Annotated in this window: 18 protein-coding genes; 10 read left to right on the forward strand and 8 right to left on the reverse strand. The window is 63.9% G+C overall.

All coding sequences use genetic code 11. The annotated features are described in order from the left end of the window. Positions 1-5: 5 nt before the first annotated feature. Positions 6-1,874, reverse strand: coding sequence for an Hsp70 family protein (locus tag KY494_RS27590; protein WP_219889013.1), 1,869 nt, complete (start codon positions 1,872-1,874; stop codon positions 6-8). Then, positions 1,871-2,446 (reverse strand): DUF2760 domain-containing protein, encoded by a 576-nt coding sequence (locus KY494_RS27595; protein WP_219134555.1) that lies wholly within the window; start codon positions 2,444-2,446, stop codon positions 1,871-1,873. The genes KY494_RS27590 and KY494_RS27595 overlap by 4 nt, the downstream gene beginning before the upstream one ends. Before the next feature lie 264 nt (positions 2,447-2,710). Between KY494_RS27595 and KY494_RS27600 the strand changes: the two genes are divergently transcribed. Together KY494_RS27600 and KY494_RS27605 are read left to right on the forward strand one after the other, a co-directional pair. Continuing rightward, the gene (locus KY494_RS27600; protein ID WP_219134556.1) at positions 2,711-3,310 is read left to right on the forward strand and encodes a transglutaminase family protein; all 600 of its coding nucleotides are present in this window, start codon (positions 2,711-2,713) and stop codon (positions 3,308-3,310) included. A 16-nt stretch (positions 3,311-3,326) separates the two neighbouring features. Continuing rightward, on the forward strand, positions 3,327-4,109 hold the full coding sequence (locus KY494_RS27605) for a DUF4349 domain-containing protein (protein ID WP_219889014.1): 783 nt from the start codon (positions 3,327-3,329) through the stop codon (positions 4,107-4,109). A 75-nt stretch (positions 4,110-4,184) separates the two neighbouring features. On the opposite strand, the gene KY494_RS27610 is transcribed toward KY494_RS27605, so the two are convergent. Next, positions 4,185-4,379, reverse strand: coding sequence for a hypothetical protein (locus tag KY494_RS27610; RefSeq protein WP_219889015.1), 195 nt, complete (start codon positions 4,377-4,379; stop codon positions 4,185-4,187). A gap of 361 nt (positions 4,380-4,740) precedes the next feature. On the opposite strand from KY494_RS27610, the gene urtA reads away from it, so the two are divergent. The 5 genes from urtA (at position 4,741) to urtE (ending at position 10,358) form a co-directional block, all read left to right on the forward strand. Beyond that, entirely contained in the window at positions 4,741-5,994 is a 1,254-nt protein-coding gene (gene urtA / locus KY494_RS27615; protein WP_219889016.1) for an urea ABC transporter substrate-binding protein, read from the forward strand. A 137-nt stretch (positions 5,995-6,131) separates the two neighbouring features. Next, complete coding sequence (gene urtB / locus KY494_RS27620; RefSeq protein WP_219889018.1) at positions 6,132-7,718, forward strand: urea ABC transporter permease subunit UrtB; 1,587 nt, start codon at positions 6,132-6,134, stop codon at positions 7,716-7,718. Beyond that, the gene (gene urtC / locus KY494_RS27625; protein ID WP_219889019.1) at positions 7,715-8,830 is read left to right on the forward strand and encodes an urea ABC transporter permease subunit UrtC; all 1,116 of its coding nucleotides are present in this window, start codon (positions 7,715-7,717) and stop codon (positions 8,828-8,830) included. Before urtB ends, urtC begins: the two co-directional genes overlap by 4 nt. Beyond that, complete coding sequence (gene urtD, locus KY494_RS27630; protein ID WP_219889021.1) at positions 8,827-9,657, forward strand: urea ABC transporter ATP-binding protein UrtD; 831 nt, start codon at positions 8,827-8,829, stop codon at positions 9,655-9,657. The genes urtC and urtD overlap by 4 nt, the downstream gene beginning before the upstream one ends. 2 nt (positions 9,658-9,659) lie before the next feature. Next, positions 9,660-10,358 carry an urea ABC transporter ATP-binding subunit UrtE gene (urtE, locus tag KY494_RS27635; protein ID WP_219889023.1) on the forward strand — a complete coding sequence of 233 codons (699 nt, stop codon included), beginning with the start codon at positions 9,660-9,662 and terminating at the stop codon, positions 10,356-10,358. Position 10,359: 1 nt separating this feature from the next. Here urtE and KY494_RS27640 read toward each other — a convergent pair whose 3' ends face one another. Both KY494_RS27640 and KY494_RS27645 read right to left on the reverse strand, forming a co-directional pair. After that, positions 10,360-10,944, reverse strand: coding sequence for a chromate transporter (locus KY494_RS27640; protein ID WP_219889025.1), 585 nt, complete (start codon positions 10,942-10,944; stop codon positions 10,360-10,362). Beyond that, a complete protein-coding gene (locus tag KY494_RS27645) occupies positions 10,941-11,534 on the reverse strand; it encodes a chromate transporter (protein ID WP_219134564.1) in 594 nt (197 codons plus the stop codon). Before KY494_RS27645 ends, KY494_RS27640 begins: the two co-directional genes overlap by 4 nt. 220 nt (positions 11,535-11,754) lie before the next feature. On the opposite strand from KY494_RS27645, the gene KY494_RS27650 reads away from it, so the two are divergent. Continuing rightward, positions 11,755-11,976, forward strand: a complete 222-nt coding sequence (locus KY494_RS27650) for a hypothetical protein (RefSeq protein ID WP_219134565.1) — start codon at positions 11,755-11,757, stop codon at positions 11,974-11,976. A 417-nt stretch (positions 11,977-12,393) separates the two neighbouring features. On the opposite strand, the gene KY494_RS27655 is transcribed toward KY494_RS27650, so the two are convergent. Then, on the reverse strand, positions 12,394-12,993 hold the full coding sequence (locus tag KY494_RS27655) for a response regulator (RefSeq protein WP_258194506.1): 600 nt from the start codon (positions 12,991-12,993) through the stop codon (positions 12,394-12,396). A gap of 361 nt (positions 12,994-13,354) precedes the next feature. Continuing rightward, positions 13,355-13,897 (reverse strand): phosphohydrolase, encoded by a 543-nt coding sequence (locus KY494_RS27660; protein ID WP_219134566.1) that lies wholly within the window; start codon positions 13,895-13,897, stop codon positions 13,355-13,357. 194 nt (positions 13,898-14,091) lie between these two features. Here KY494_RS27660 and KY494_RS27665 point away from each other — a divergent pair, with 194 nt between their 5' ends. Together KY494_RS27665 and KY494_RS27670 are read left to right on the forward strand one after the other, a co-directional pair. Next, positions 14,092-17,241, forward strand: coding sequence for an FAD/NAD(P)-binding protein (locus KY494_RS27665; protein WP_258194507.1), 3,150 nt, complete (start codon positions 14,092-14,094; stop codon positions 17,239-17,241). 2 nt (positions 17,242-17,243) lie between these two features. Continuing rightward, complete coding sequence (locus KY494_RS27670; protein ID WP_219889026.1) at positions 17,244-18,155, forward strand: alpha/beta hydrolase; 912 nt, start codon at positions 17,244-17,246, stop codon at positions 18,153-18,155. Here the strand turns inward: KY494_RS27670 and KY494_RS27675 are convergent. Next, positions 18,140-21,073 carry a hybrid sensor histidine kinase/response regulator gene (locus KY494_RS27675; RefSeq protein ID WP_258194508.1) on the reverse strand — a complete coding sequence of 978 codons (2,934 nt, stop codon included), beginning with the start codon at positions 21,071-21,073 and terminating at the stop codon, positions 18,140-18,142. The two genes, KY494_RS27670 and KY494_RS27675, sit on opposite strands and share 16 nt — an antisense overlap. Positions 21,074-21,078: the final 5 nt, after the last annotated feature.

Genomic DNA, 21,078 nt, shown 5'->3' on the forward strand with positions numbered 1-21,078 from the left:
GGCGCTTATTGCGGCGTGCCGCGCACGTCGAATTCCACCTTCCAGCGCTCGGCGCCGTCAGGGGAAACGGCCAGCAGTTCCAGCGTGCCCGCTTCCGTCACGCGCGCGTGCAATTTGACTTGCACGACGTCGCCGGCCGAGCGGCCTTCGGCGGACAGGGTCGCCTGGATTTCGCTCAGCTCCTGCAATTCATCGGGTCCCCAGAAGTCGAGCAAATCGCCGATCTGGTCGTTGCGGCGCGTGGACGAGGCGAAGAAGCGGAAGTGCACGGGTTCGCCCACCACGAGGCCGAATTGTTGGCCCGGCAGTTCCAGTTCGCTGCCTTCTTCCATGCCGAACGGCGCCACGCACAGGGCCTGGATCGGCGGTTCCATGCCGGGGATGGCGGGCATGGCCGATTCGATGGCGACATAAAAGGAACTGGCCGTGCCGCCGCGGATGCGCACGCCATGGCCGCGCCGCACGTAGCTGTAGTAGGCCGCGCCGCGCGCCACGGCCAGGTCCAGGTCGGCCCCGGCCAGCATGCGCGCCGGTTCCGCGCCTTCCAGGTACAGCCAGTCGTTGACGGTCGCCATGATGCGCTGCACCAGCAGGTCGGACTTGAAGACGCCGCCGTTGAACAGTACGGCCGTCGGGTGCAAAAAGCTGGCGCCTTCGGCCTGGCGGCCCGCAAAACCTTCCAGTTCGCTGGTCGCCGCCACTTGCCGGCCCAAAAACGCCGCCAGGTGGCGCGTGATGGCCGCGTCCTGCGCATACGGCAAGCCCAGTTGCGTCAGGCCGGCGCGCGTGCGCACGGCAGGGCGGCTCGACGCTTCCACCTGCGGGAAGAAACCGTCGAGAATGAAGGTGGACACTTCCGCGCGCGTCAGTTCCGTGCGGATGGAGCCGCCGATCAGTTTCGAGCCGCGGCTCGGCACGACGATCGGTACCACATCGAGGCCGCTGTCGGCCAGCAGGCTTTCCTTGGCGCTGCGGCAGCCGTAAGTGAGCGCGCGCATTTGCCAGGCGTCCAGCTGGGTGCCGTTGGCGGCCAGCTTGCGCGCCACCAGGTGGGCCAGCGCCAGGTCCATATTGTCGCCGCCGAGCAGGATGTGCTCGCCGACTGCCACGCGGTGCGGTTCCAGCACGCCGTCGCGTTCCAGCACGGCGATCAGCGAAAAGTCGCTGGTGCCGCCGCCCACGTCGACGACTAACATGATGTCGCCCGGCTTGACTTCCTTGCGCCAGCGTCCTTCGCTGGTCTGGATCCAGCTGTACAGGGCCGCCTGCGGCTCTTCCAGCAGGGTCAATGAAGTGTAGCCGGCCGCCTGCGCCGCTTCCATCGTCAGCTCGCGCGCGGCCGGGTCGAACGAGGCGGGAATCGTCACCGTGATTTCCTGCTCGGCGAACGGCGCTTGCGGGTGGGCGTTGTCCCAGGCCTGGCGCAAGTGCGTCAGGTAGCGCGTGGCGGCCGTGATCGGCGAGATGCGCGGCACTTCGGCCGGCGCGTCGTTCGGCAAAATCGCCGCGCGGCGGTCCACGCCCGGGTGGCACAGCCAGCTTTTTGCGCTCGATACCAGACGAATCGGCGTGGTGGCGCCGCGGCTGCGGGCCATTTCGCCGACGACGAACGGTGCTTCCGCTTCCTCGGTGACCCAGGGCAGGGCCAGGTCGCCCGCCGCCACTTCATCGGCGTGCGGCAGGTAGACGAAGGACGGCAGCAGTGCAAGATCTTCGACGGTGCCCGGCGCCGACAGCTGTGGCACTTTCAGCACGCCGTGGCTGGATTGCTCGCCGTCGCTCTCGACCAGGTTCACATACGACAGGGCGCTGTGGGTGGTGCCCAGGTCGATGCCGATGGCGTAGCGCGGGCTGTTGTTCGTTGTATCGTTCACAGTTCCACCTCGGCCGGGGCCAGGATGGCGGCGTCGTGCTGCCCGCTCAGTTTCGGCAGGCGCACGCTCGAAGCGCGCCAGCCGCGATGGCTCAGGGTGCCCGTGAATGGCGCCGAACCGACGACGTTGCCCGTCAGGCGTACCTGGGCGCTGTCAAAACCTTCTTGCAGGACGATGCGGCTGCCCTCGGCTTCCTGGCGCACGGCTTCGATGGTGAAGTATTCGCGCATGACCTTGGCGCAGCCTTCATGCACGACGCGGGCGGCCGCGCCGATGTCGGCATCGGCATGGCTGCCCAGGTTTTCCTGGGTAAAATCGATCAATCGCGCTTCGCGCTGCAGCAGCGCCAGCAGTTGCAGCGCGGCGTCCGGCGTCGCTTCTTTTAATATGACAGGAGCGGCTGCCGGCACCGGCACGGGGGCTGGCGCCACGGGGGCGACGGGTGCAGCCTCGGGCAAGGACAGCTTTTCCACGCGGGCCGCATAGGCGGCGTCCGACAGGGTGCTGAAGAAGGCGCCGAAAGCCAGCGGGACTCGGCGCCAGAACGATGGGTGGGACGATGGTGTGCTCATAGGAACTCGTTTCTCTGATCTGTAGGGTGGCGTCGGCGGCGCGCCGGGTGGCGGGGCCGCTTCGCAGGGTAGTGCATGTGCCGGGCCGACAGGGCCGGCTGCGTTTGCCCGCATGATACCAGCTACCGGGCCGCCGCCAAAGCCGCCGGCCCCGGCGCAGCCAGCCTGACGCATGGATTTTCTTTGTTTCTGCGCAAGGAAACGCTCGATTTCGGCCGGCGTCGACTAGAATCGCGCATTATCTTTTCGCATGCCCTTGATGCCATGTCCACCGACTTTTCCATATATCTGGCCAGCAGCACGTATATCGACAGCGAGCATCCGGCCGTGCGTGCCAAAGCCGCCGCACTGGCTGCCGGCGCGGTGGGCGACGCCGCCATCGCGGCCCGCTGCTTTGCCTTCGTGCGCGACGAGATCGCCCACAGCTGGGATTACCAGCGCAATCCTGTCACCTGCCGCGCTTCCGATGTCTTGCAGCATGGCACCGGATACTGTTATGCAAAGAGCCATCTGCTGGCCGCGCTGCTGCGCGCCAACGGCATTCCTGCCGGCCTGTGCTACCAGCGCCTGGCCGTGGGCGAAGTGGGGCCGCCGTTCTGCCTGCACGGCTTGAACGCCGTGTATCTGCAAGCGTTTGGCTGGTACCGCATCGATGCGCGCGGCAACAAGCCTGGCGTCGTGGCTGCCTTCACGCCGCCGCAGGAACAGCTGGCCTTTCCCGTGCTGGCGCCCGACGAGCGCGATTTGCCGGAAATCTGGGCGGAGCCGCTGCCGCAGGTGGTGGCCGCGCTGACGCAATATGCCACGGTGCAGGACGTGGCCGCGCATTTGCCCGATGTTGAGATGTTGCCGGTTCAAAAATAATTCAAAGAAAGAAATCATGAAAAAAGTGTATATCAGCCTGATCGGCCTGTTGCTGCTGGCCGGTTGCGGCGGCAAGGGCGAGAGCGCGGGCCAGTCCAGCGCCGCGCGTCTCGATGGCAAGGAAAAAGGCAGCGAGTTCCTTGCCTATGAACACAATGTCAGCGTCGATACGCACGAGGCGCAAGTGCGGCCCCTGTATGAAAAAGTCGTCGCCGCCTGCAAGGCCGACACGGAAAATGGCTGCCTGCTGCTCGATTCCAGCATCGACGGCGGCCGTTACGTGCACGCGCGCATCAGCATGCGCGCCAAGCCGGCCGGCATCAAGAAGCTCGTGGCGCTGGTCGCGGCCGGAGGCGACGTCAGCAGCCAGGGCACCAAGGTGGAAGACCTGGGGCGTCCCGTGCTCGACAGCAAGAAACGCCTGGAAATGCTCAAGCAGTACCAGGCGCAGTTGCAGGATCTGGAAAAACGCTCGGGCGCGAACGTCGATGCCTTGATCAAGGTGACCAAGGAACTGGCCACCGTGCAAGTGGAACTGGAGCAGGCGACGGCGGCCAATGCGCTGTTGATGCAGCGCATCGACACGGACTTGCTGAACGTGGCCATCAGCGCCGAAGGCAGGCAGTCGTTCTGGCGCCCCGTCAAGCGGGCGCTGGGCAATTTCACGGAAAACCTGTCGGAAGGCGTGGCCAACGCCATCACGGCCATGGCGTATATCCTGCCATGGCTGCTCGCGTTCGTGCTGCTGTTTCCGCTGGGACGCAAGGGCTGGCGCCGTTTGCGCGGCATCAAACACTAGGCGCGCACCGCAAATGTGAACAGGGCCTGCGCGCTGCAGGCCCTGGAACGGCGTCACACGCTTGCCGTAGCTTGATTAGACGCTGCGGTTTGCCGTGATGGCAGACACGACGTCGGCCGTTTTTTTCGGACGCTTCTTGATATTGCTGCCCGTATTGCCCTCATCGTCCATCTTGACCTGGTTCGTGCTGGTGGCGCTCGCCGGCGCAGCAGGTGCGGCGCACGCGCTCAACAGCAACAGGGCGCACACGCCCGCGATCATATTTTTCATGATTTAACTATCTAAGTGAGTTAAAAGTAAAAGAAAAGTAGCAAGCTACACGCTGATTTCATGTTTACTTATGCCGCCAAGCAATGCGACAGAAGAGGCTCCCATCTTAGTGGGCTTATCAAGAAAGCTCAATTAATTTTTAAATAATTCCTTCCCGTTATCGCTGCATCGCTTCTCTTCTGCATGGGCGCAGCCCCGCACTCCCCAGGAAGTGGCGCCGGCGCACCAAAACGGTGGGCGCCGCAGCGCCCTTACCGTCCTTGTTCCCGCGACGCCGCTACGTGGCGCGGCTGGCATGCATTCTGCTTTAACAACATCGTATGCCCAGTCCGTCCCCCATGAATACATCACAGGAGTCCCCATGTCACGACGCATCATCCTGAAAGCGGCCGCCGCCGGCGCACTGGCCCTGGCCATGTCCACCACCATGCAGGCGGCCCTGGCCGCCGATACCATCAAGGTGGGCATTTTGCACTCCTTGTCGGGCACCATGGCCATCTCCGAAACGTCGCTCAAGGATGTGGCGCTGATGACGATCGCCGAGATCAATGCCAAGGGTGGCGTGCTGGGCAAGAAGCTGGAAGCCGTCGTAGTCGACCCCGCGTCGAACTGGCCGCTGTTCGCGGAAAAAGCGAGACAACTGGTGGCGCAGGATAAAGTCGCCGTGGTATTTGGCTGCTGGACGTCGGTGTCGCGCAAGTCGGTGTTGCCCGTGTTCAAGGAACTCAACAGCCTGCTGTTTTACCCGGTGCAGTACGAAGGCGAGGAGCTGGAAAAGAATGTGTTTTATACGGGCGCCGCACCGAACCAGCAGGTGATCCCGGCGGTGGAATACCTGATGAGCACAGATGGCGGCGGCGCCAAGCGCTTCGTGCTGCTGGGCACGGACTATGTGTATCCGCGCACCACCAACAAGATCTTGCGCGCCTTCCTGAAAAGTAAAGGCGTCAAGGATAGCGATATCAGCGAGGTCTACACGCCGTTCGGCCATGCCGACTATCAAACCATCGTCGCCAACATCAAAAAGTTTTCCACGGGCGGCAAGACGGCCGTCATTTCCACCATCAATGGCGATTCGAACGTGCCGTTCTACAAGGAGCTGGGCAATGCGGGCTTGAAAGCCACGGACGTGCCCGTCGTCGCGTTTTCCGTGGGCGAGGAAGAGCTGCGCGGCATCGATACCAAGCCGCTGCTGGGGCACCTGGCGGCGTGGAATTATTTCGAGTCCGTCAAGAACCCCGTCAACACGGCCTTCATCAAGCAGTGGAAGGCGTATGCGGTGGCGCAAAAGTTGCCGAACGCGGGTTCCGTCGTGACGAACGACCCCATGGAAGCGACCTATGTGGGCATCCACATGTGGGCGCAAGCCGTGGAAAAGGCGAAATCGACGGACACGGACAAGGTGATCGCCGCCATGGCGGGCCAGAGCGTCAAGGCGCCATCGGGCTTCACCCTGACCATGGATGCGACGAATCACCACCTGCACAAGCCCGTGATGATCGGCGAGATCAAGGCCGATGGGCAATTCAATGTTGTGTGGAAAACCAAGGAACTGATCCGCGCCCAGCCGTGGAGCCCGTATATCAAGGGCAATGAGGGCAAGCAGAAGCTGTAAAAAGCTTGCGCGTCGATTCGTCGCCGCAACCCCAGGCAAAGAGCTGGGGTCAGACCCGGCGGGTCTGACCCCTGTCCTTGTCTTTTGGGGAAGGATACCTATCAAGACATCGGCTTTACTACATGGAATCCATGCACATGCAGCTCCTCCTCAAACTGCTGGTCCTCTCCTGCCTGTTGCTATCCTCGCTGGCGCAGGCCGCCATCCCTCCCGACCTGCTCAAGCCGCTGGCCGGCGACGATCCCGACGCCAGGGTCGCCGCCGTGGCGCAGATCGCCGCCCTGGCCACGCCCGAGGCCGCCCGTGTGCTGCACGCCTTGCGGGACGACGCCTTGTATGCCGCGCCCGATGGCAAGGTGTATGTCGTCGATGGCGACCAAGCCTACGATCCGGCCACGGGGCAGCTGGGTGCCGTGCCGGACGGCATCGACGGCGTGATGGTCAACAACCGCTTGCGCGCGGCCGTGGCGGGCGCCTTGTCGGGCTTGCAGCTGCTGGCACCGCAGCGCGCCGAACGGCTGGCCGCCGCGCAAGCCTTGCAGAAGGCCGTCGATCCTGCGCAGCTTCCCCTGATCCGCACCGCGCTGGCGCGGGAAAGCGATGCTGACATCAAACAGATCTTGCAGGTGCTGATCGCCAGCGCCAACCTGCATGCGCCGGACGCCGCCACGCGCAAGGCCGCCGTGCAGGCGCTGGCCGGCAGCAGCGATGCGCGTCTGCTGCCCGTGCTGCAAGCCATGCTGGAAAAGGAAGGCGAGCCGGACGAATCCGTGCAGCTGGCCGCCATCGAAACCATGCGCCAGATCAAGGGCAGAGTGGCGCGCATGGAATTGGCCGGCAATGTGTTCTACGGCATATCTTTGGGCAGCGTGCTGCTGCTGGCGGCGCTGGGCCTGGCCATCACGTTTGGCTTGATGGGCATCATCAACATGGCGCATGGCGAATTGCTGATGATAGGCGCTTACACGACCTATCTGTGCCAGCTGTTTTTCCGCAGCTACTTGCCCGGCATGCAGGAGGCGTATCTGCTGGCAGCGCTGCCGGCCGCCTTTTTTGTTGCCGGCCTGGTGGGCGTGATGCTGGAGCGCACGGTGATTCGCTGGCTGTACGGGCGGCCGCTGGAAACCCTGCTGGCCACCTGGGGCATCAGCCTGATCCTGATGCAAACGGTGCGCACGATCTTCGGCGCGCAAAATGTGGAAGTGGCGAACCCGGCCTGGATGTCGGGCGGCGTCAGCGTGCTGGGCGGCCTCGTGCTGCCGTACAACCGGCTGGCCATCATCGGCTTTGCCATCGTCGTCGTGGCGGCCGTGTGGTTGATCCTGAACAAGACACGGCTGGGCCTGTTCGTGCGGGCCGTCACGCAAAACCGCCGCATGGCCGATTGCGTGGGCGTGGCCACGGGCAAGGTCGACATGCTGACCTTCGGCCTCGGTTCCGGCATCGCGGGACTGGGCGGCGTGGCCCTGTCGCAGCTGGGCAATGTGGGGCCGGACCTGGGCCAAAGCTACATCGTCGACTCCTTCATGGTGGTGGTGCTCGGCGGCGTGGGCCAGCTGGCCGGCACCGTGATCGCCGCGCTGGGCCTGGGTGAAGTCAACAAATTCCTCGAACCGGTGGCGGGCGCCGTGCTGGCGAAGATCGCCATTCTGGTATTCATCATCATTTTCATCCAGCGCCGGCCGCAGGGCCTGTTTGCCATGAAGGGACGCAGCGTCGAATGACTACCTCCTATCCGATCAAGCAGGGCCTGTTCACGCGGCCCGTCTGGCTGGCGATTGCCGCCTGCACGGTGCTGGCAGCGCTGTTGCCGATTTTTAACCTGGCGTTTGCCGAAGGGCATGCGCTGCACGTGTCCGCCTACACAGTGGCGCTGGTGGGCAAGTTCATGTGCTATGCGCTGGCCGCGCTGGCGCTGGACCTCGTCTGGGGCTACACGGGCATCCTGTCGCTGGGCCACGGCGTATTCTTTGCGCTGGGCGCGTATGCGCACGGCATGTATCTGATGCGCGCCATCGGCGACCAGGGCCAGTACCACAGCAGCTTGCCCGACTTCATGGTGTTTCTCGACTGGAAGACTTACCCGTGGTACTGGGCCTTCACGGAACACTTCTGGTATTGCATGGCCCTCGTCGTGCTGGTGCCAGGCGTGCTGGCTTTTGTCTTCGGTTACTTTGCGTTTCGTTCGCGCATCAAGGGCGTGTATTTTTCCATCATCACGCAAGCGATGACGTATGCGTTCATGCTCTTGTTCTTCCGTAATGACACCGGCTTTGGCGGCAACAACGGTTTCACGGATTTCAAGACGATATTGGGCCACAGCATCACGGCACCCGCCACCCGGGCCGTGCTGTTCCTGCTGACGCTCACCTTCCTGCTGGCCGCCTTGATCGGTGCGCGCGCCATTGTCCGCTCGAAACTGGGCCGCGTACTGCAGGGCGTGCGCGACAGCGAGGCGCGCTTGATGTTTCTTGGCTACAACCCGCTGTGGTTCAAGCTGTTCGTGTGGACTTTATCAGCCGTGCTGTGCGGCATCGCTGGCGCCCTGTACGTGCCGCAGGTGGGCATCATCAACCCGTCCGAGATGTCGCCGGCCAACTCCATCGAAATGGTCGTGTGGGTGGCCGTGGGCGGGCGGGGCACCTTGCTCGGCCCGATTCTGGGCGCCTTCACCGTGAACGGCTTGAAAAGCTGGTTCACGGCCGCCTTGCCAGAGCTGTGGCTGTTCGCGCTGGGCCTGCTGTTCATCGTCGTCACCCTGTTCATGCAGCAAGGCATGCTGGGCGTGTTGAGCAAGCTCAGACGCAAGCCCGCCGTGGCAGAGGAGGCCGCATGAGTATCCGCATGTTGCCCGGCATGGCCGGCGCCGAAGCTGGTCCCACGTATTCGCGCGTGAAAGGCGAGGGCGTCGATACGACGCACGGCGCCATTTTGTACCTGGAAGACATCAGCGTGTCGTTCGATGGCTTCAAGGCCATCAACAAGCTGAGCCTCGATATTTCCGTGGGCGAGTTGCGCTGCATCATCGGCCCTAACGGGGCGGGCAAGACGACGATGATGGATGTCATCACGGGCAAGACGCGGCCCACGTCCGGCACGGCCTGGTTCGGCCAGACCATGAATCTGGCCACCATGACGGAGGCGCAAATCGCCCATGCGGGCATCGGCCGCAAGTTCCAGCGCCCCACCGTGTTCGAACAGCACACGGTGTTCGATAACCTGGAACTGGCGATGAAGATGGACAAGCGCGTGGCGCCCACCCTGTTTGCCCGTTTGACGTCCGAGCAGGCAGGCAGGATCGAAGCGATATTGCGCTTGATACGCCTGAACGGCCACGAGGCGCGGCTGGCGGGCTTGCTGTCGCATGGGCAAAAGCAGTGGCTGGAAATCGGCATGCTCTTGATGCAGGAGCCGCAGCTGATCCTGCTGGACGAACCGGTGGCCGGCATGTCGGACGCGGAAACGGCGCGCACGGCGGAGTTGCTCAATGAATTGCGCGGCAAGCATTCGATCATGGTGGTTGAGTACGACATGGGTTTCGTCACGGAAATTGCCCAGCAAGGCATCGTCACCGTGCTGCACGAAGGGGCCGTGCTGGCGCAGGGCCGCATGGACGAAGTGCAAGCCGACGAGAGAGTCATCGAAGTCTATCTGGGAAGGTAACCATGCTCGAAGTGCAACAGTTAAATCAATACTATGGCTCCTCGCATACCTTGCGTGGCATCAATCTGTCGGCGCGCAAGGGCGAATGCCTGGCCTTGCTGGGTCGCAATGGCGTGGGCAAGACGACCTTGTTGAAATGCCTGATGGGCGTGCTGCCCGTGGCGCAGGGCAAGGTGGTGTTCCAGGGGCGCGACATCACGAAACTGGCGCCGCATGCGCGGGCAAAGCTGGGTATCGCCTATGTGCCGCAGGGACGCGATATCTTTGCGCGCCTGACGGTCGAGGAAAACTTGCTGATGGGCATGGCGGTGAAGCGGGGCAGGCAAGCCTCGCGCATCGATCCCCACGTGTATGAGCTGTTTCCCGTACTCAAGGAGATGCTGCAGCGGCGCGGCGGCGATCTGTCTGGCGGGCAACAGCAGCAGCTGGCCATCGCCCGCGCGCTGCTGGCCGAGCCGCAACTGATCATCTTCGACGAGCCGACCGAGGGTATCCAGCCCTCCGTCATCAAGGATATCGGCAGGGTCATTGCCTTATTGAAACAGCGGGGCGACATGGCCATCGTGCTGTGCGAACAGTATTTCGATTTCGCCCGCGCACTGGCCGACGACTTCATCGTGCTGTCGCGCGGCAGCGTGGTGGCCAGCGGCACGGCGGAACAGATGGATGGCGAGGAGGTGAAGCGGCACCTGGCCGTGTAGCTTACACCAACTGCAGCCAGCCCAGCACGGCGCCGGCCGCCAGCAGCCACAATAAATGGATCTTCGTGCGCCAGATGATCAGGCCGGCCACGATGGACAGGCTCCACAGGGGCCAGTCCGTGCGGAGGTCATGGTTGGCGCCGCCCAGTATCATGCCCGTGGAAATCAGCAGGGCGACGACGATGGGCGCCATGCCTTGCTTGAAGGCGCGCACGGGGCGCAGGTCGCGGTTGCGGTAGCCCCACTGGGCCGCCACATAGGTGAGGGTGGTGCTGGGCAGCATGATGCCCACCATCGTGATGAACACGCCGAGGTAGGCGGCCGTGTAGCTGCCCGCGTTCATGCCCACGTTCCAGTCCATCAGGGCGACGAACAGCACGTTCGGGCCGGGCGCGGCCTGGGCGATGGCGATCGACTCATTGAATTGCGCCTGCGTCAGCCAGCCGTGCTGCTCGACGAGGAAGCGGTGCATTTCGGAGGTGGTGGAGATGGCGCCGCCGATCGACATCAGCGACAGCATCAGGTAGTGGCCGAACAGGTTCAGCCAGTCGCCCGCGCTCAACACCAGTTGCAGGGGCGGATTCATGCGGACAGCTTTCGATACGTGAGCAGGCAGCCGATGCCGCCCAGTCCCAGCAGGATGTACAGCAGGGGCCAGCGCAGCACGGCCACCATCAGCACGCCCAGCACGGTGATGGACAAGGTCAGCCACAGGGGCAGCGGATGTTTGACCAGCGCGGTCGCCAGTTTCACGCCTGTGGCGGCGATCATGCCGGCCGAGACGGCGGCCATGCCGCGCAAGGCGCCCGCCATCTGCGGGTTGTCGCCAAAGCGCGTGTACAGCACGCCCAGCAGCAGCACGATGACGAGGGGCACGGCCAGCATGCCGGCCAGCGCCGCCAGCGCGCCCCGCAAGCCGAAATAGCGCCCGCCCACCATCAGCGACAGGTTGACGACATTCGGTCCTGGCATGATTTGCGCCACGGCCCAGTCTTCCAGGAATTCTTCCTGCGTCAGCCAGCGTTTGCGTTCGACCATTTCACGCTGGATCACGGCCAGCACGCCGCCGAACCCCTGCAAGGCCAGCCAGGTGAACGAGAAGAACAGGTCGGCCAGCGAGGCCGGTTGCGGGCGGGACGGGGCGGGCGGCAGGGTGGAAAGGGGGGATGAGGGCATGGCTGATTATCGCCGTGGCCGATTGCGCTTGTCCATCGCTTTCGGCTCCAGTTGTGCCTGCAAGAAAAAAACCGTGGCTCATGTTTCCCTGCCATTGACTTCGAGAGTTTATCGGCAATACTTTATCGGCAACACGACCACTGTTCCTGTCAGCGCTGGTGCGGTTCGTACCGCTACGCCGTCTGCACCCCTCCGTTCCCCTTCGCAGGAGTTGTTCATCATGCCTCATTCCACAGAAACGCTGCATATGCCCGTCAAAACCATGCTGCCGCATGCCCGGGTCGATCAAAAGATGTGCGACATCGTCAACCTGGGCATCGCCGTGCAGGCCGCCTTCAGTACCTTGTGTGCGCTGGAATACCTGAAGTCATACAATGTCGCCCCGGAACTGATCGAACGCGTGCTGCTGCATCCGGAGCAGCGCCGCCAGACCGTGCATTGAGTATCCGCACAGCAATTGTGTTGCCGGCAGCGCCAGTCCGGTGTTGTCGGATTGATCATTACGGCTCAGTTATGCACAAATGATGGGTTAACGAAATTGGCGAAATAATTTTCTTGTGAATATGTGTGAATTTCTAAGTAATTGATTTTAATGGGTTTTATTTTTGCTGTTTGATTGAGCAGTTTATTGAAAGCCGCACGGGCTGTGGCTTTGAAGCCTGTCAATAGGCGCTTATCCACAAAGATATCCACAGTCCGTGTGGATATCTGAAAAAGCGCTTAACAATCCGCTACTTAGGAAATAGGCGCCGGTCAGCGCATGCGATCGGCCAGCAAGATGGGCCAGAATGGGGCATGTTGCAAGCCTGTATGCCTATCCAGTGCTTTTGTTTTTATGACTGAAAGTAGCGGCCGATGCTCAGGGCTTGCCACCGGCCGGTGGCGCTGGCGCGTCGCCGCAGTGGGCCAGGGCGGCGGCGAGGTCGGCGACTTGTTGCTGCGCTTCGCGCAAGGTGGCGTAGGTGCGCAGCGAGGCGATCACGGTGGTAAACAGCTTGCGCGTGGTCAGGTCGGTCTTGCACCAGAAATCATTGATGTCGTAGTCGATGATGATGCGGTGTTCCAGTGCCTGGCCAGGCTGGCCCGTGCGCAGGATGATGCGCACGGCACTGTTGTGCAAGTCTTCGCGCACCTGGCGCGCCACTTGCAGCCCGGCATCCTGAGTTTCCATGATGACATCGAGCAGCACCACGGCGATATCTTGTGTGTTGCGCAGCAAGGCGAGCGCCTCGGCGCCCGAATACGCGTGCAGAAAGCTCAGCCTGCGGCCCTGGAAACTGGCCTGGCTGAGGGCGAACTTGGTCACCACGTGCACATCGACATCGTCATCGACAATCAGCACGCGCCATGGCGCCGCGTTGGCGGACTCTGCCGCCGCGTCTGCCCGCCCGAGTGGCTCCTCGACCAGCCAGTCGGGTTCGTCCGCTCCCTTGGCGGCACTGTCGCTATCCATATTCATGCATTTATCCACCGTTGATCGTGCTCACTCACTCCACACTATGCCAGTCTGCGGGGTTTGTCAAAACAATGCGGTTCAGGCAAGACGGCCTGGAGCAAGATTGCTTATGCACAGCAAAATATATTTTCATGGTGTCTGAGTAACTTTGCTCTGGCACAAAATCATGATTCTAAGTCATTGATTTCATTGGGGTTAAAAATTGCCTGTGAAATCAGCAAATTGTTGAAAGCCGCATCTGTACTGGTGTTGCGGCTTGTCAAGAGGGGCTTATCAACAACTTTATCCACAGTTGCTGTGGATATCTGAAAAAGCCGTGTAAAAACCGGGGCTTAGCGCCCGTTCGTGCGCAGGGCGGAAGCATTCACGCCGCCAGCCCCAGCCCGCTCAGCTGGGCAAACGCATGCAGGAAGCGCTGCTTGGCTTCGGCCGGACCCATGGCTTCGATTATACCGGGCAAGGGGGCGATGCCGTCAAGGTAGGCCCAGCGCTCGGCCGAATGCGGCATCAGGTCGCGCTTTTCCGTGGCCAGCGCGATCAGGTCGGCCCGCTTGATGGGCGCGTAATCGGAAAAATCCAGGCCATACGTGGCGGCGATGATGGCGCTGACCTTGTCTTCCAGCACGGCAAATTCCGGCAGCAGTACTTTCAAGGGCTTCACCATGTCGCCCAGGTAGGCTTCCGCCGCGTCGTGCAGCAGGGCGGCCAGGCGCAAATGGGGCGGCACCAGTTCGGCGACGATCAGGCTGTGCTGGGCGACCGAGTAAAACACTTGCGTCTGTCCATTGAAGCGGCACTGATAAGCGAGGCCATGGGCAATGTCTTCAATGACTACCTTGTCGATATGCGGGCGCAAGGGATAAAAACGGTTGCCGGAATAAGTGGAAACATAGTCGGTGGTAATCATTGCCTGTGCTCGGATATGCAAGATGGCTCATCGTACACCCGATGGCCCAGGCTTGCCCCGGCGCGGCGCGCGTGTGGCGGGCTGCTGAGCCTATGCATCTTGGCAAATCCTTTCATTTATTTCATATCATTCATTGTTCTTTCTCAATACACTGTAGCAATCTTGTTTGTCTGAAATTTCACAGGGGCAGGGCAATGACGGCGCAACCTTCGGCAAGACCTTCGTATATCTATCAGGGCGGTTCGGTGATGATGCACTCGCCGCTGCGCCTGAAACAGTCGGAAATGTATGGCTATTTCGTCAGGGGCGACCTGGCGAAACTGCAAGCGACCGTGAATACCACCCTGAACCAGGTGGCGGGCAGCAAGATGACCCTGAAAGCGCTGTCGCCGTATGTGATGCTGACGTTTACGCGCGTCAACCATGCGGACTCGGCCAATCCCGTCGACCAGGCTAAGGGCTGGATCACGGAAGTCGACATCGTCACCTGGATCATGGTGGGCGAAATGGATGCGGCGGGCAAGCTCGCGCATATCTATTGGTACCCGTGCCATATTTTCGTCGATGACGCCATGGCCCTGATCAACGGGCGCGAACTGTTCGGCTATCCGAAATATCTGTGCGACTACGCCATTCCCGCCGCCGGCAGCGAGCCGCTGCGCTGCGCCGTCGCCGCCAAGGGTTTCCAGCATTTTTCGCCGGAAACGAAACTGGCGCTGCACCCGTTGCTGGAAGTCAACGCCACCGTGCGGACGGGGCAGCACAAACCCGTCAACAGTTTCCTGGAACTTATCGAGCAGGCCTTCCAGATATTCCTCTCCATTCCCGATTTCTTCGACATGGACCAGGCCGGCTGGGCCGACATCCTGTCGCTGTTGCGCACCCCCCGCATCGACCAGATATTCCTCAAGCAATTCCCCGACAGCGCGGGCGTGAAAGCCGTGTACCAGGCCCTGGTGGCTGCGCCGGCCGAAATCAACCGCCTGCACAGTGCGCGCCTGCTCGGCTATGAGTATGAATGTACCTTGCACGCCTTCGACAGCTTCCCGCTGGACCAGACCCTGGGCTTGCAGCTGGGACCGCAAGCGGCCATCCTGCCGTTCCATGTGAACTTCGACTTCACGGCCATGCCGGGCGAGGAACTGGTCGACAATTCGCGGATCGCGCCGGAAAAGATCGCCATCCTCGGCGGCGGCGTGGCGGCCATGACGGCGGCCTTTTACTTGACGAGCCAGCCGGGCTGGCAAAACCGGCACGCCATCACTCTCTACCAGCTGGGCTGGCGCTTGGGCGGCAAGGGCGCCAGCGGGCGTAATGCGCAAGTGGGCCAGCGCATCGAGGAACACGGCCTGCACATCTGGTTCGGCTTTTACGCCAACGCCTTCAAGATGATCAAGGAAGCGTATGCGAGCCTGGAACGCCCGCCCGGATCGCCGCTGGCCACCTGGCGCGACGCGTTCAAGCAGCACGATTACGTGGCCCTGTCGGAAGACGTCAAGGGCCAGCGGCGCAACTGGTCGATCGTCTTTCCCACCTTGCCGGGCGAGCCGGGCGAGGGCGGCGAAGACATCACCCTGTGGCAGATGGCCATCGCCATGGTGGGCTGGATCGAGCAGTGGCTGCGCCAGATCCGGCAGGTGGCGGACGCCGACGCGCGCATCGTGCGCGCCAGCGCGCGGCCAGGTGACGGCGAGGGCGAAGGCGTGTGGCCGGGCTGGCTGCGCCGCCTGGCCGACGAAGTGGTGGGGCAGGCCGATGAGCTGGGGCTGGACGTGGGCCTGTCCGTGGGCGCGCTGGCGGCGCTGGTGGCCGACCTGGCGCCGGACTCCTCGCGCCACGACCAGGCGCGCCACCAGCTGCTGGCCAGCACCCTGAACGGCATCCGCGCCTGGCTGCGCCTGCGCTACCGCGCGCTGATCGACGGCGACGACGAACTGCGCCGCCTGTTCACCTGCCTCGACCTGGGCATCACGGTCATGAAGGGCATGTTCGAGGATGGGGTGTTCAAGCACGGCTTTGACGTCATCAACGACATCGATTTCCGCGCCTGGCTGAAAAAACATGGCGGCGACGAGCAGTTCAGCGTCAATTCGGCGCCCGTGCGGGGTTTTTACGACCTGGTGTTCGCCTACGAGGGCGGCGATTTCGCGAAACCGAACATCGAGGCGGGCACCCTGTTGCGGGCGATGGCGCGCATCGGCCTGGCCTACAAGGGCGGCATCATGTTTAAGATGCAGGCCGGCATGGGCGACACGATCTTTACGCCGCTGTACCAGGTGCTCGCCAAGCGCGGCGTGGAATTCAAGTTCTTCCAGCGCGTGGAAGAGCTGGTGCCGGGCGCGGGCGACATCGACAGCATCCGCATCACGCAGCAGGTGCAATTGAAGGACCCTGCCGCCGGCTACGCGCCGCTGGTGGATGTGAAAGGCCTGGCTTGCTGGCCCAGCGCGCCCGATTACGCGCAGATCGAACCGGCCCAGGCGGCGCTGCTGCAGGCGCAGGAAGTCAACCTGGAATCGTACTGGAGCGACTGGCCGCAGCAGTATCAGCAAGCGTTCGGCCGGCAGCTGCCCGCCACGGTATTGAAGAAGGCCGTCGATTTCGACAAGGTGGTGTTCGGCATTTCCATCGGCTCGCTGCCCGCCCTGTGCCCGCAACTGCTGGCGCAAAGCCCGGCCCTGCAGCTGGCGGCCGACAAGGTAAAAACCGTGGCCACGCAGGCCTATCAGGTGTGGCTGAACAAAAACCTGGCGCAGATGGGCTGGATCACGCAACCGAAAGGCCAGCAGCCCGTGCTGTCGGCCTTCACGGAGCCGTACGACACGTGGGCGCCGATGGATCAATTGCTGGCGCACGAAGACTGGCCGGCGGGGCTGGAACCGAAAAACGTCTCGTACTTTTGCAGCGCCTTCCCCGTCGACAGCTACCCGCCCGTCACGGACATCGACTTCCCCGCCCGCTGCGCGGCCAGGGCGAAAGAGGGCGCGCTGCGCCAGCTGGAGCGCGAGATCGGCGCGCTGTGGCCAGAGGCGGGCGCGCCTGGCGCGTTTCCGTGGCAATGGCTGGTCGATGCGAAAGCCGGCACGGGGCCGGCGCGCTTCGACAGCCAGTACTGGCGCGCCAACGTCGACCCGTCCGAGCGCTACGTGATGTCGGTGGTGGGCAGCACGCAGTACCGGCTGGCCACCGACCAATCGGGCTTCAGTAACCTGTTCCTCACGGGCGACTGGATCAGGACGGGCCTCAACGCGGGCTGCGTGGAAGCGGCCGTGATGGCCGGCATGCAGACCTCGCGCGCCATGACGGGCTATCCGGCCGTGATCCAGGGCGAAAAGGACTTCTAGCCATGCGACGCCTGATGCTGTTGTGTCTTGTCCTGGTCCACCCGCACGCGGTTGCCGCGCCGGCCGGCGCGCTGCTGCTATGGCCCGGCGCGCCGCCCGGCGGCGCGGCGCCGGGCCCGCAGCGCGCCAGCGCCAGGGGTTCCATCACGCAGGTGGAGCAGCCTTACCTGATCGTGCATCGCCCGGCGCAGCCGAATGGCACGGCCATCGTGCTGGTCAGCGGCGGCGGTTATGCGCATATCGAGGCGGGCAAAGAAAGCGGCCCGGCCGCCAGCTGGCTGCAGGCGCAGGGCGTCACGGCGTTTGAACTCGTGTACCGCCTGCCGCAGGAGGGCGGCGGGGTGGCCGCGCCATTCCAGGATGGCCAGCGGGCCATGCGCGTGATCCGCGCGCGCGCCGCCGAGTGGCGCATCGACCCGGCGCGCATCGGCATGCTGGGCTTTTCCGCTGGCGCGCACCTGGCCGGCATGACGGCCGTGCAGCCCGATGCGGCCCTGCATGCGCCCGTCGATGCGATCGATGGCGTATCGGCGCGGCCCGACTTTGCCGTGCTGCTGTACCCCGTGCTGACCATGCAGCGGCCATTCGACACGACGCATGCGAAGCAGCAGCTGCTGGGAAGTCACCCCACGCAGGCGGCGCGCGACGCGCTGTCGGTGGAACTGCACGTTGATGCGCGCACGCCGCCCATGTTCATCGCGCAGGCGCTGGACGACCCGATTTCACCGCCCGAGAACAGTCTATGGATGGCCGCCGCCCTGCGCCGTGCGGGCGTGCCCGTGGAGCTGCACCAGTTCCAGAGCGGCGGCCATGGCTGGGGCCTGGGCAAGCCGGGCAGCGAGCCGGCCGCCTGGCCGCAACTGCTGCTGGCGTGGCTGCGATCGCATGGCTGGCTGCCTCAGGCTCCCGGCTGAGTTTCCAGGTCGCGCCGCGCCACGTCCAGCGCCGCCTGCAGCTGAGGCAGGAATTGCTCCACGTTATCGAGCTGGCCGTTCGATGCCAGGGCTTCCATCTGGTGGCACAGGCCGTGCAGGGTGGGGCGGCTCAGGTAGCCGGCGCTGCCTTTCAAGGCGTGGAAGGCGGCCGCGGCCGCGCTGGCGTTGCCATCGCGCACGGCGTGGCTGGCCAGGTCCAGGCGCCGCGGCGCTTCCATCAGGAACGCTTGCGCGATGCGCTGCAAGTGCTGCGGCGACAGGCCTGCCAGCGGCAGGATGTGCACGGGCGCCGTCATGGGATCGGCCGGCGCCGGCGTTTCCGTGGTGCTGGCGTCGTCCAGGCCGAACTGGCGCGCCAGGGTGTCGTCCCCCGAGGGCACGGCCGGCGGCAGGGCGTGGCCGCGCGCCAGCAGCAGGTCGATGATGGCGTCGATTTTCTGGAACAGCAGCGCTTCGTCGACGGGCTTGCTGAGGAAGTCGTCCATGCCGCAGGCCAGGTAGCGTTGCCGGTCATGTTCGCTGGCGTTGGCCGTCAGCGCGAGGATGGGGATGTGCGCGTCGGGAATGGGGAATTGCGCGTTGCCGCCGTCGCGGATCAGGCGCGCGGCCTGTTCGCCATCCATCAGCGGCATGCGGCCATCCATCAGCACGCAGTCGTAGGCGCCCGTGCCCAGCGCGCGCAGCGCCTGTTCGCCATTTTCCACGATGGTCACCTCATGGCCCATGCCTTCGAGCAGGGTGCCGATGATGATCTGGTTGGTGCGCACGTCTTCGGCGCACAGGATGCGCAGGCGGCAGGCATGGCGCGCCTGGCGCGTGGGCCGGCGCGCGTCGGCCGCCGGCGCGCTGCCGTCATGCAGCGGCAAGGTGAAATGGAAGCGCGAGCCGATGCCGACCCGGCTTTCCACGCCGATGCTGCCTTGCATCAGTTCGACCAGTTCCTTGCAGATGGCCAGGCCCAGTCCCGTGCCGCCGTAGCGGCGCGTGGTGGAATGGTCGGCTTGCTCGAATTTCTGGAACAGGCGCGGCAAGGTGTCCGCGTCGATGCCGGGACCCGTGTCGCTGATGATGAATTCGATCTCGCTGCGGCCATCGCGGCGCGGCGGCGTGCGGGCGCGCCGCACTTCCAGCAGCACTTCGCCATTGGCCGTGAATTTCAGCGCGTTCCCCAGCAGGTTGATGAGGATTTGCCGCAGGCGCGTGGGATCGGCGCGCACGTAGCGCGGCAGGTCCAGCGCCAGTTCGCGGCGCAGCAGCAGGCTCTTGGCGTCGGCCTGGCCCTGCACGATGCCGGCCGCGTCGCCGATCAGCGCCAGCAGGTCGAAGTCCACGGTTTCCAGGGTCAGCTTGCCCGCGTCGATCTTGGAAAAGTCGAGGATGTCGTTGAGAATGGTCAGCAGCGAGACGCCATTGTGCAGGCCGATGCGCAGGTATTCCTGCGTGCGGCCTTTGACGGACTGGTCGCGCAGGGCGAACTTCAGCATGCCGATCACGCCGGCCAGCGGCGTGCGGATGTCGTGGCTCATGGCGGACAGAAAATCGATGCGGTGGCGGCTGACCACTTCCGCGTGCTCCTTGGCCTTCAGCAGGGCGTCGTTGCTGAGGGTCAGCGCCAGGGTGCGCTCCTGCACGCGCTGTTCCAGGTTGTTGCGCAGCAGGCGGATCTGGTCGGCCAGGGCAAAGGCCAGCAGCAAGCCGTCTAAGGTGCCGCCGAGCAGGGTCACCAGCTGGGCGTTGGCCACCATGGCCGGCATCAGGCCCAGGTTGGCCGGCAGGATCAGGACGCCGGGCAGGATCAGGGCGACGAAGGCCAGCACGAAGAAGCGCGCCGGCTGGTAGCCGCGGCACCAGACGACGATGCCGCAGATGAGCGCCAGCAGCATCCAGATGCTGATGGCGATGGTGGCCAGGGTGTGCGCATACGACAGGGCGAAGAAGCAGCTGGGCAAGAGCAGCAGGGGCAGCACCAGGTTGACCTTGCTGAGGTGGTACAGCAGGGGCGAGTAGTCGCGCAGGCACAGGAAATGCATGTAGAACAGGGTGCTGAAGACGGGCAGCAGGAAGAACGGCACGTAATGCAGCTGCAGCTGGTGCCAGTCGAACAGGTCGGCAAAGACGTGGAAAGTCATGGCCCAGGCCAGGCCATACGTCAGCACGTACAGCGCGTAATACGCCGAGGCTTTGTCCAGGGTGATGGAAAAGATGAAGAAATTGAACAGGCCCAGCGCCAGCAGGGCGCCGATGGACCCCACCATCAGGAAGTTTTCCTTGGCCACCAGCTTGCGGTAGTCCTGTTGCGTCCTCACGCCGAACTGGGGCGCGCGCGCATAATAAGGACTGGAAAAGTGGATCAGGATGTCATACGTGGCGCCCGGCGCCAGCTGTACGTTCCTGCCGTAGTGCAGCAAATACTCATGCGGGCGCTGGTAGCCCGTCAGCAAGGTCCGCGGCGCCGCGTGCGGTGCGGGGCCATACACGTGCAGGTCGACCAGGTCGATCAGGGTGTCGTTCGGGTCGATGACCCAGGCCGCCACGTTGCTGTCGTTGCGCACCTGCGCATGCAGCCAGTAGGCGCCGCCGAACAGGTCGACCCGTTCGGCCGGGTGCTGGCGCGCCAGCCAGGCGGGCAGGGCGGCCGCATCGGCAGGCGCGGTGTCATTTCCGGCGAAAAACAGTTGCCCGCCGTTGCCCAGGTGCGGAATGCCTTGATGACTCAGGGACAAGGGGGCCGCCTGCGCCGCGCCCGCCAGGCCCAGCAGACCGAACAGCAGGCCGAACACAAGCGGCCAGCCGCATAGCCAGGCGCTGACGCGGGAGCTGGAAGCGTGGTGGCGGGATGGTGGCGGGTGGGCTGGCATCGATGGATTGGGTGATGGTCGCGCGGGAATTGGCGGCAACGCCG

It is taken from the genome of Janthinobacterium sp. PAMC25594 (genome assembly GCF_019443505.1).
GTDB lineage: Bacteria > Pseudomonadota > Gammaproteobacteria > Burkholderiales > Burkholderiaceae_D > Janthinobacterium.

What these genes read in the sequence shown, in the direction of transcription:
- KY494_RS27595 (WP_219134555.1), bottom strand. Translation starts at nt 2,446, where the DNA reads ATGAGCACACCATCGTCCCACCCATCGTTCTGGCGCCGAGTCCCGCTG.
- KY494_RS27600 (WP_219134556.1), top strand. Translation starts at nt 2,711, where the DNA reads ATGTCCACCGACTTTTCCATATATCTGGCCAGCAGCACGTATATCGAC.
- KY494_RS27605 (WP_219889014.1), top strand. Translation starts at nt 3,327, where the DNA reads ATGAAAAAAGTGTATATCAGCCTGATCGGCCTGTTGCTGCTGGCCGGT.
- KY494_RS27610 (WP_219889015.1), bottom strand. Translation starts at nt 4,379, where the DNA reads ATGAAAAATATGATCGCGGGCGTGTGCGCCCTGTTGCTGTTGAGCGCG.
- urtA (WP_219889016.1), top strand. Translation starts at nt 4,741, where the DNA reads ATGTCACGACGCATCATCCTGAAAGCGGCCGCCGCCGGCGCACTGGCC.
- urtB (WP_219889018.1), top strand. Translation starts at nt 6,132, where the DNA reads ATGCAGCTCCTCCTCAAACTGCTGGTCCTCTCCTGCCTGTTGCTATCC.
- urtC (WP_219889019.1), top strand. Translation starts at nt 7,715, where the DNA reads ATGACTACCTCCTATCCGATCAAGCAGGGCCTGTTCACGCGGCCCGTC.
- urtD (WP_219889021.1), top strand. Translation starts at nt 8,827, where the DNA reads ATGAGTATCCGCATGTTGCCCGGCATGGCCGGCGCCGAAGCTGGTCCC.
- urtE (WP_219889023.1), top strand. Translation starts at nt 9,660, where the DNA reads ATGCTCGAAGTGCAACAGTTAAATCAATACTATGGCTCCTCGCATACC.
- KY494_RS27640 (WP_219889025.1), bottom strand. Translation starts at nt 10,944, where the DNA reads ATGAATCCGCCCCTGCAACTGGTGTTGAGCGCGGGCGACTGGCTGAAC.
- KY494_RS27645 (WP_219134564.1), bottom strand. Translation starts at nt 11,534, where the DNA reads ATGCCCTCATCCCCCCTTTCCACCCTGCCGCCCGCCCCGTCCCGCCCG.
- KY494_RS27650 (WP_219134565.1), top strand. Translation starts at nt 11,755, where the DNA reads ATGCCTCATTCCACAGAAACGCTGCATATGCCCGTCAAAACCATGCTG.
- KY494_RS27655 (WP_258194506.1), bottom strand. Translation starts at nt 12,993, where the DNA reads ATGAATATGGATAGCGACAGTGCCGCCAAGGGAGCGGACGAACCCGAC.
- KY494_RS27660 (WP_219134566.1), bottom strand. Translation starts at nt 13,897, where the DNA reads ATGATTACCACCGACTATGTTTCCACTTATTCCGGCAACCGTTTTTAT.
- KY494_RS27665 (WP_258194507.1), top strand. Translation starts at nt 14,092, where the DNA reads ATGACGGCGCAACCTTCGGCAAGACCTTCGTATATCTATCAGGGCGGT.
- KY494_RS27670 (WP_219889026.1), top strand. Translation starts at nt 17,244, where the DNA reads ATGCGACGCCTGATGCTGTTGTGTCTTGTCCTGGTCCACCCGCACGCG.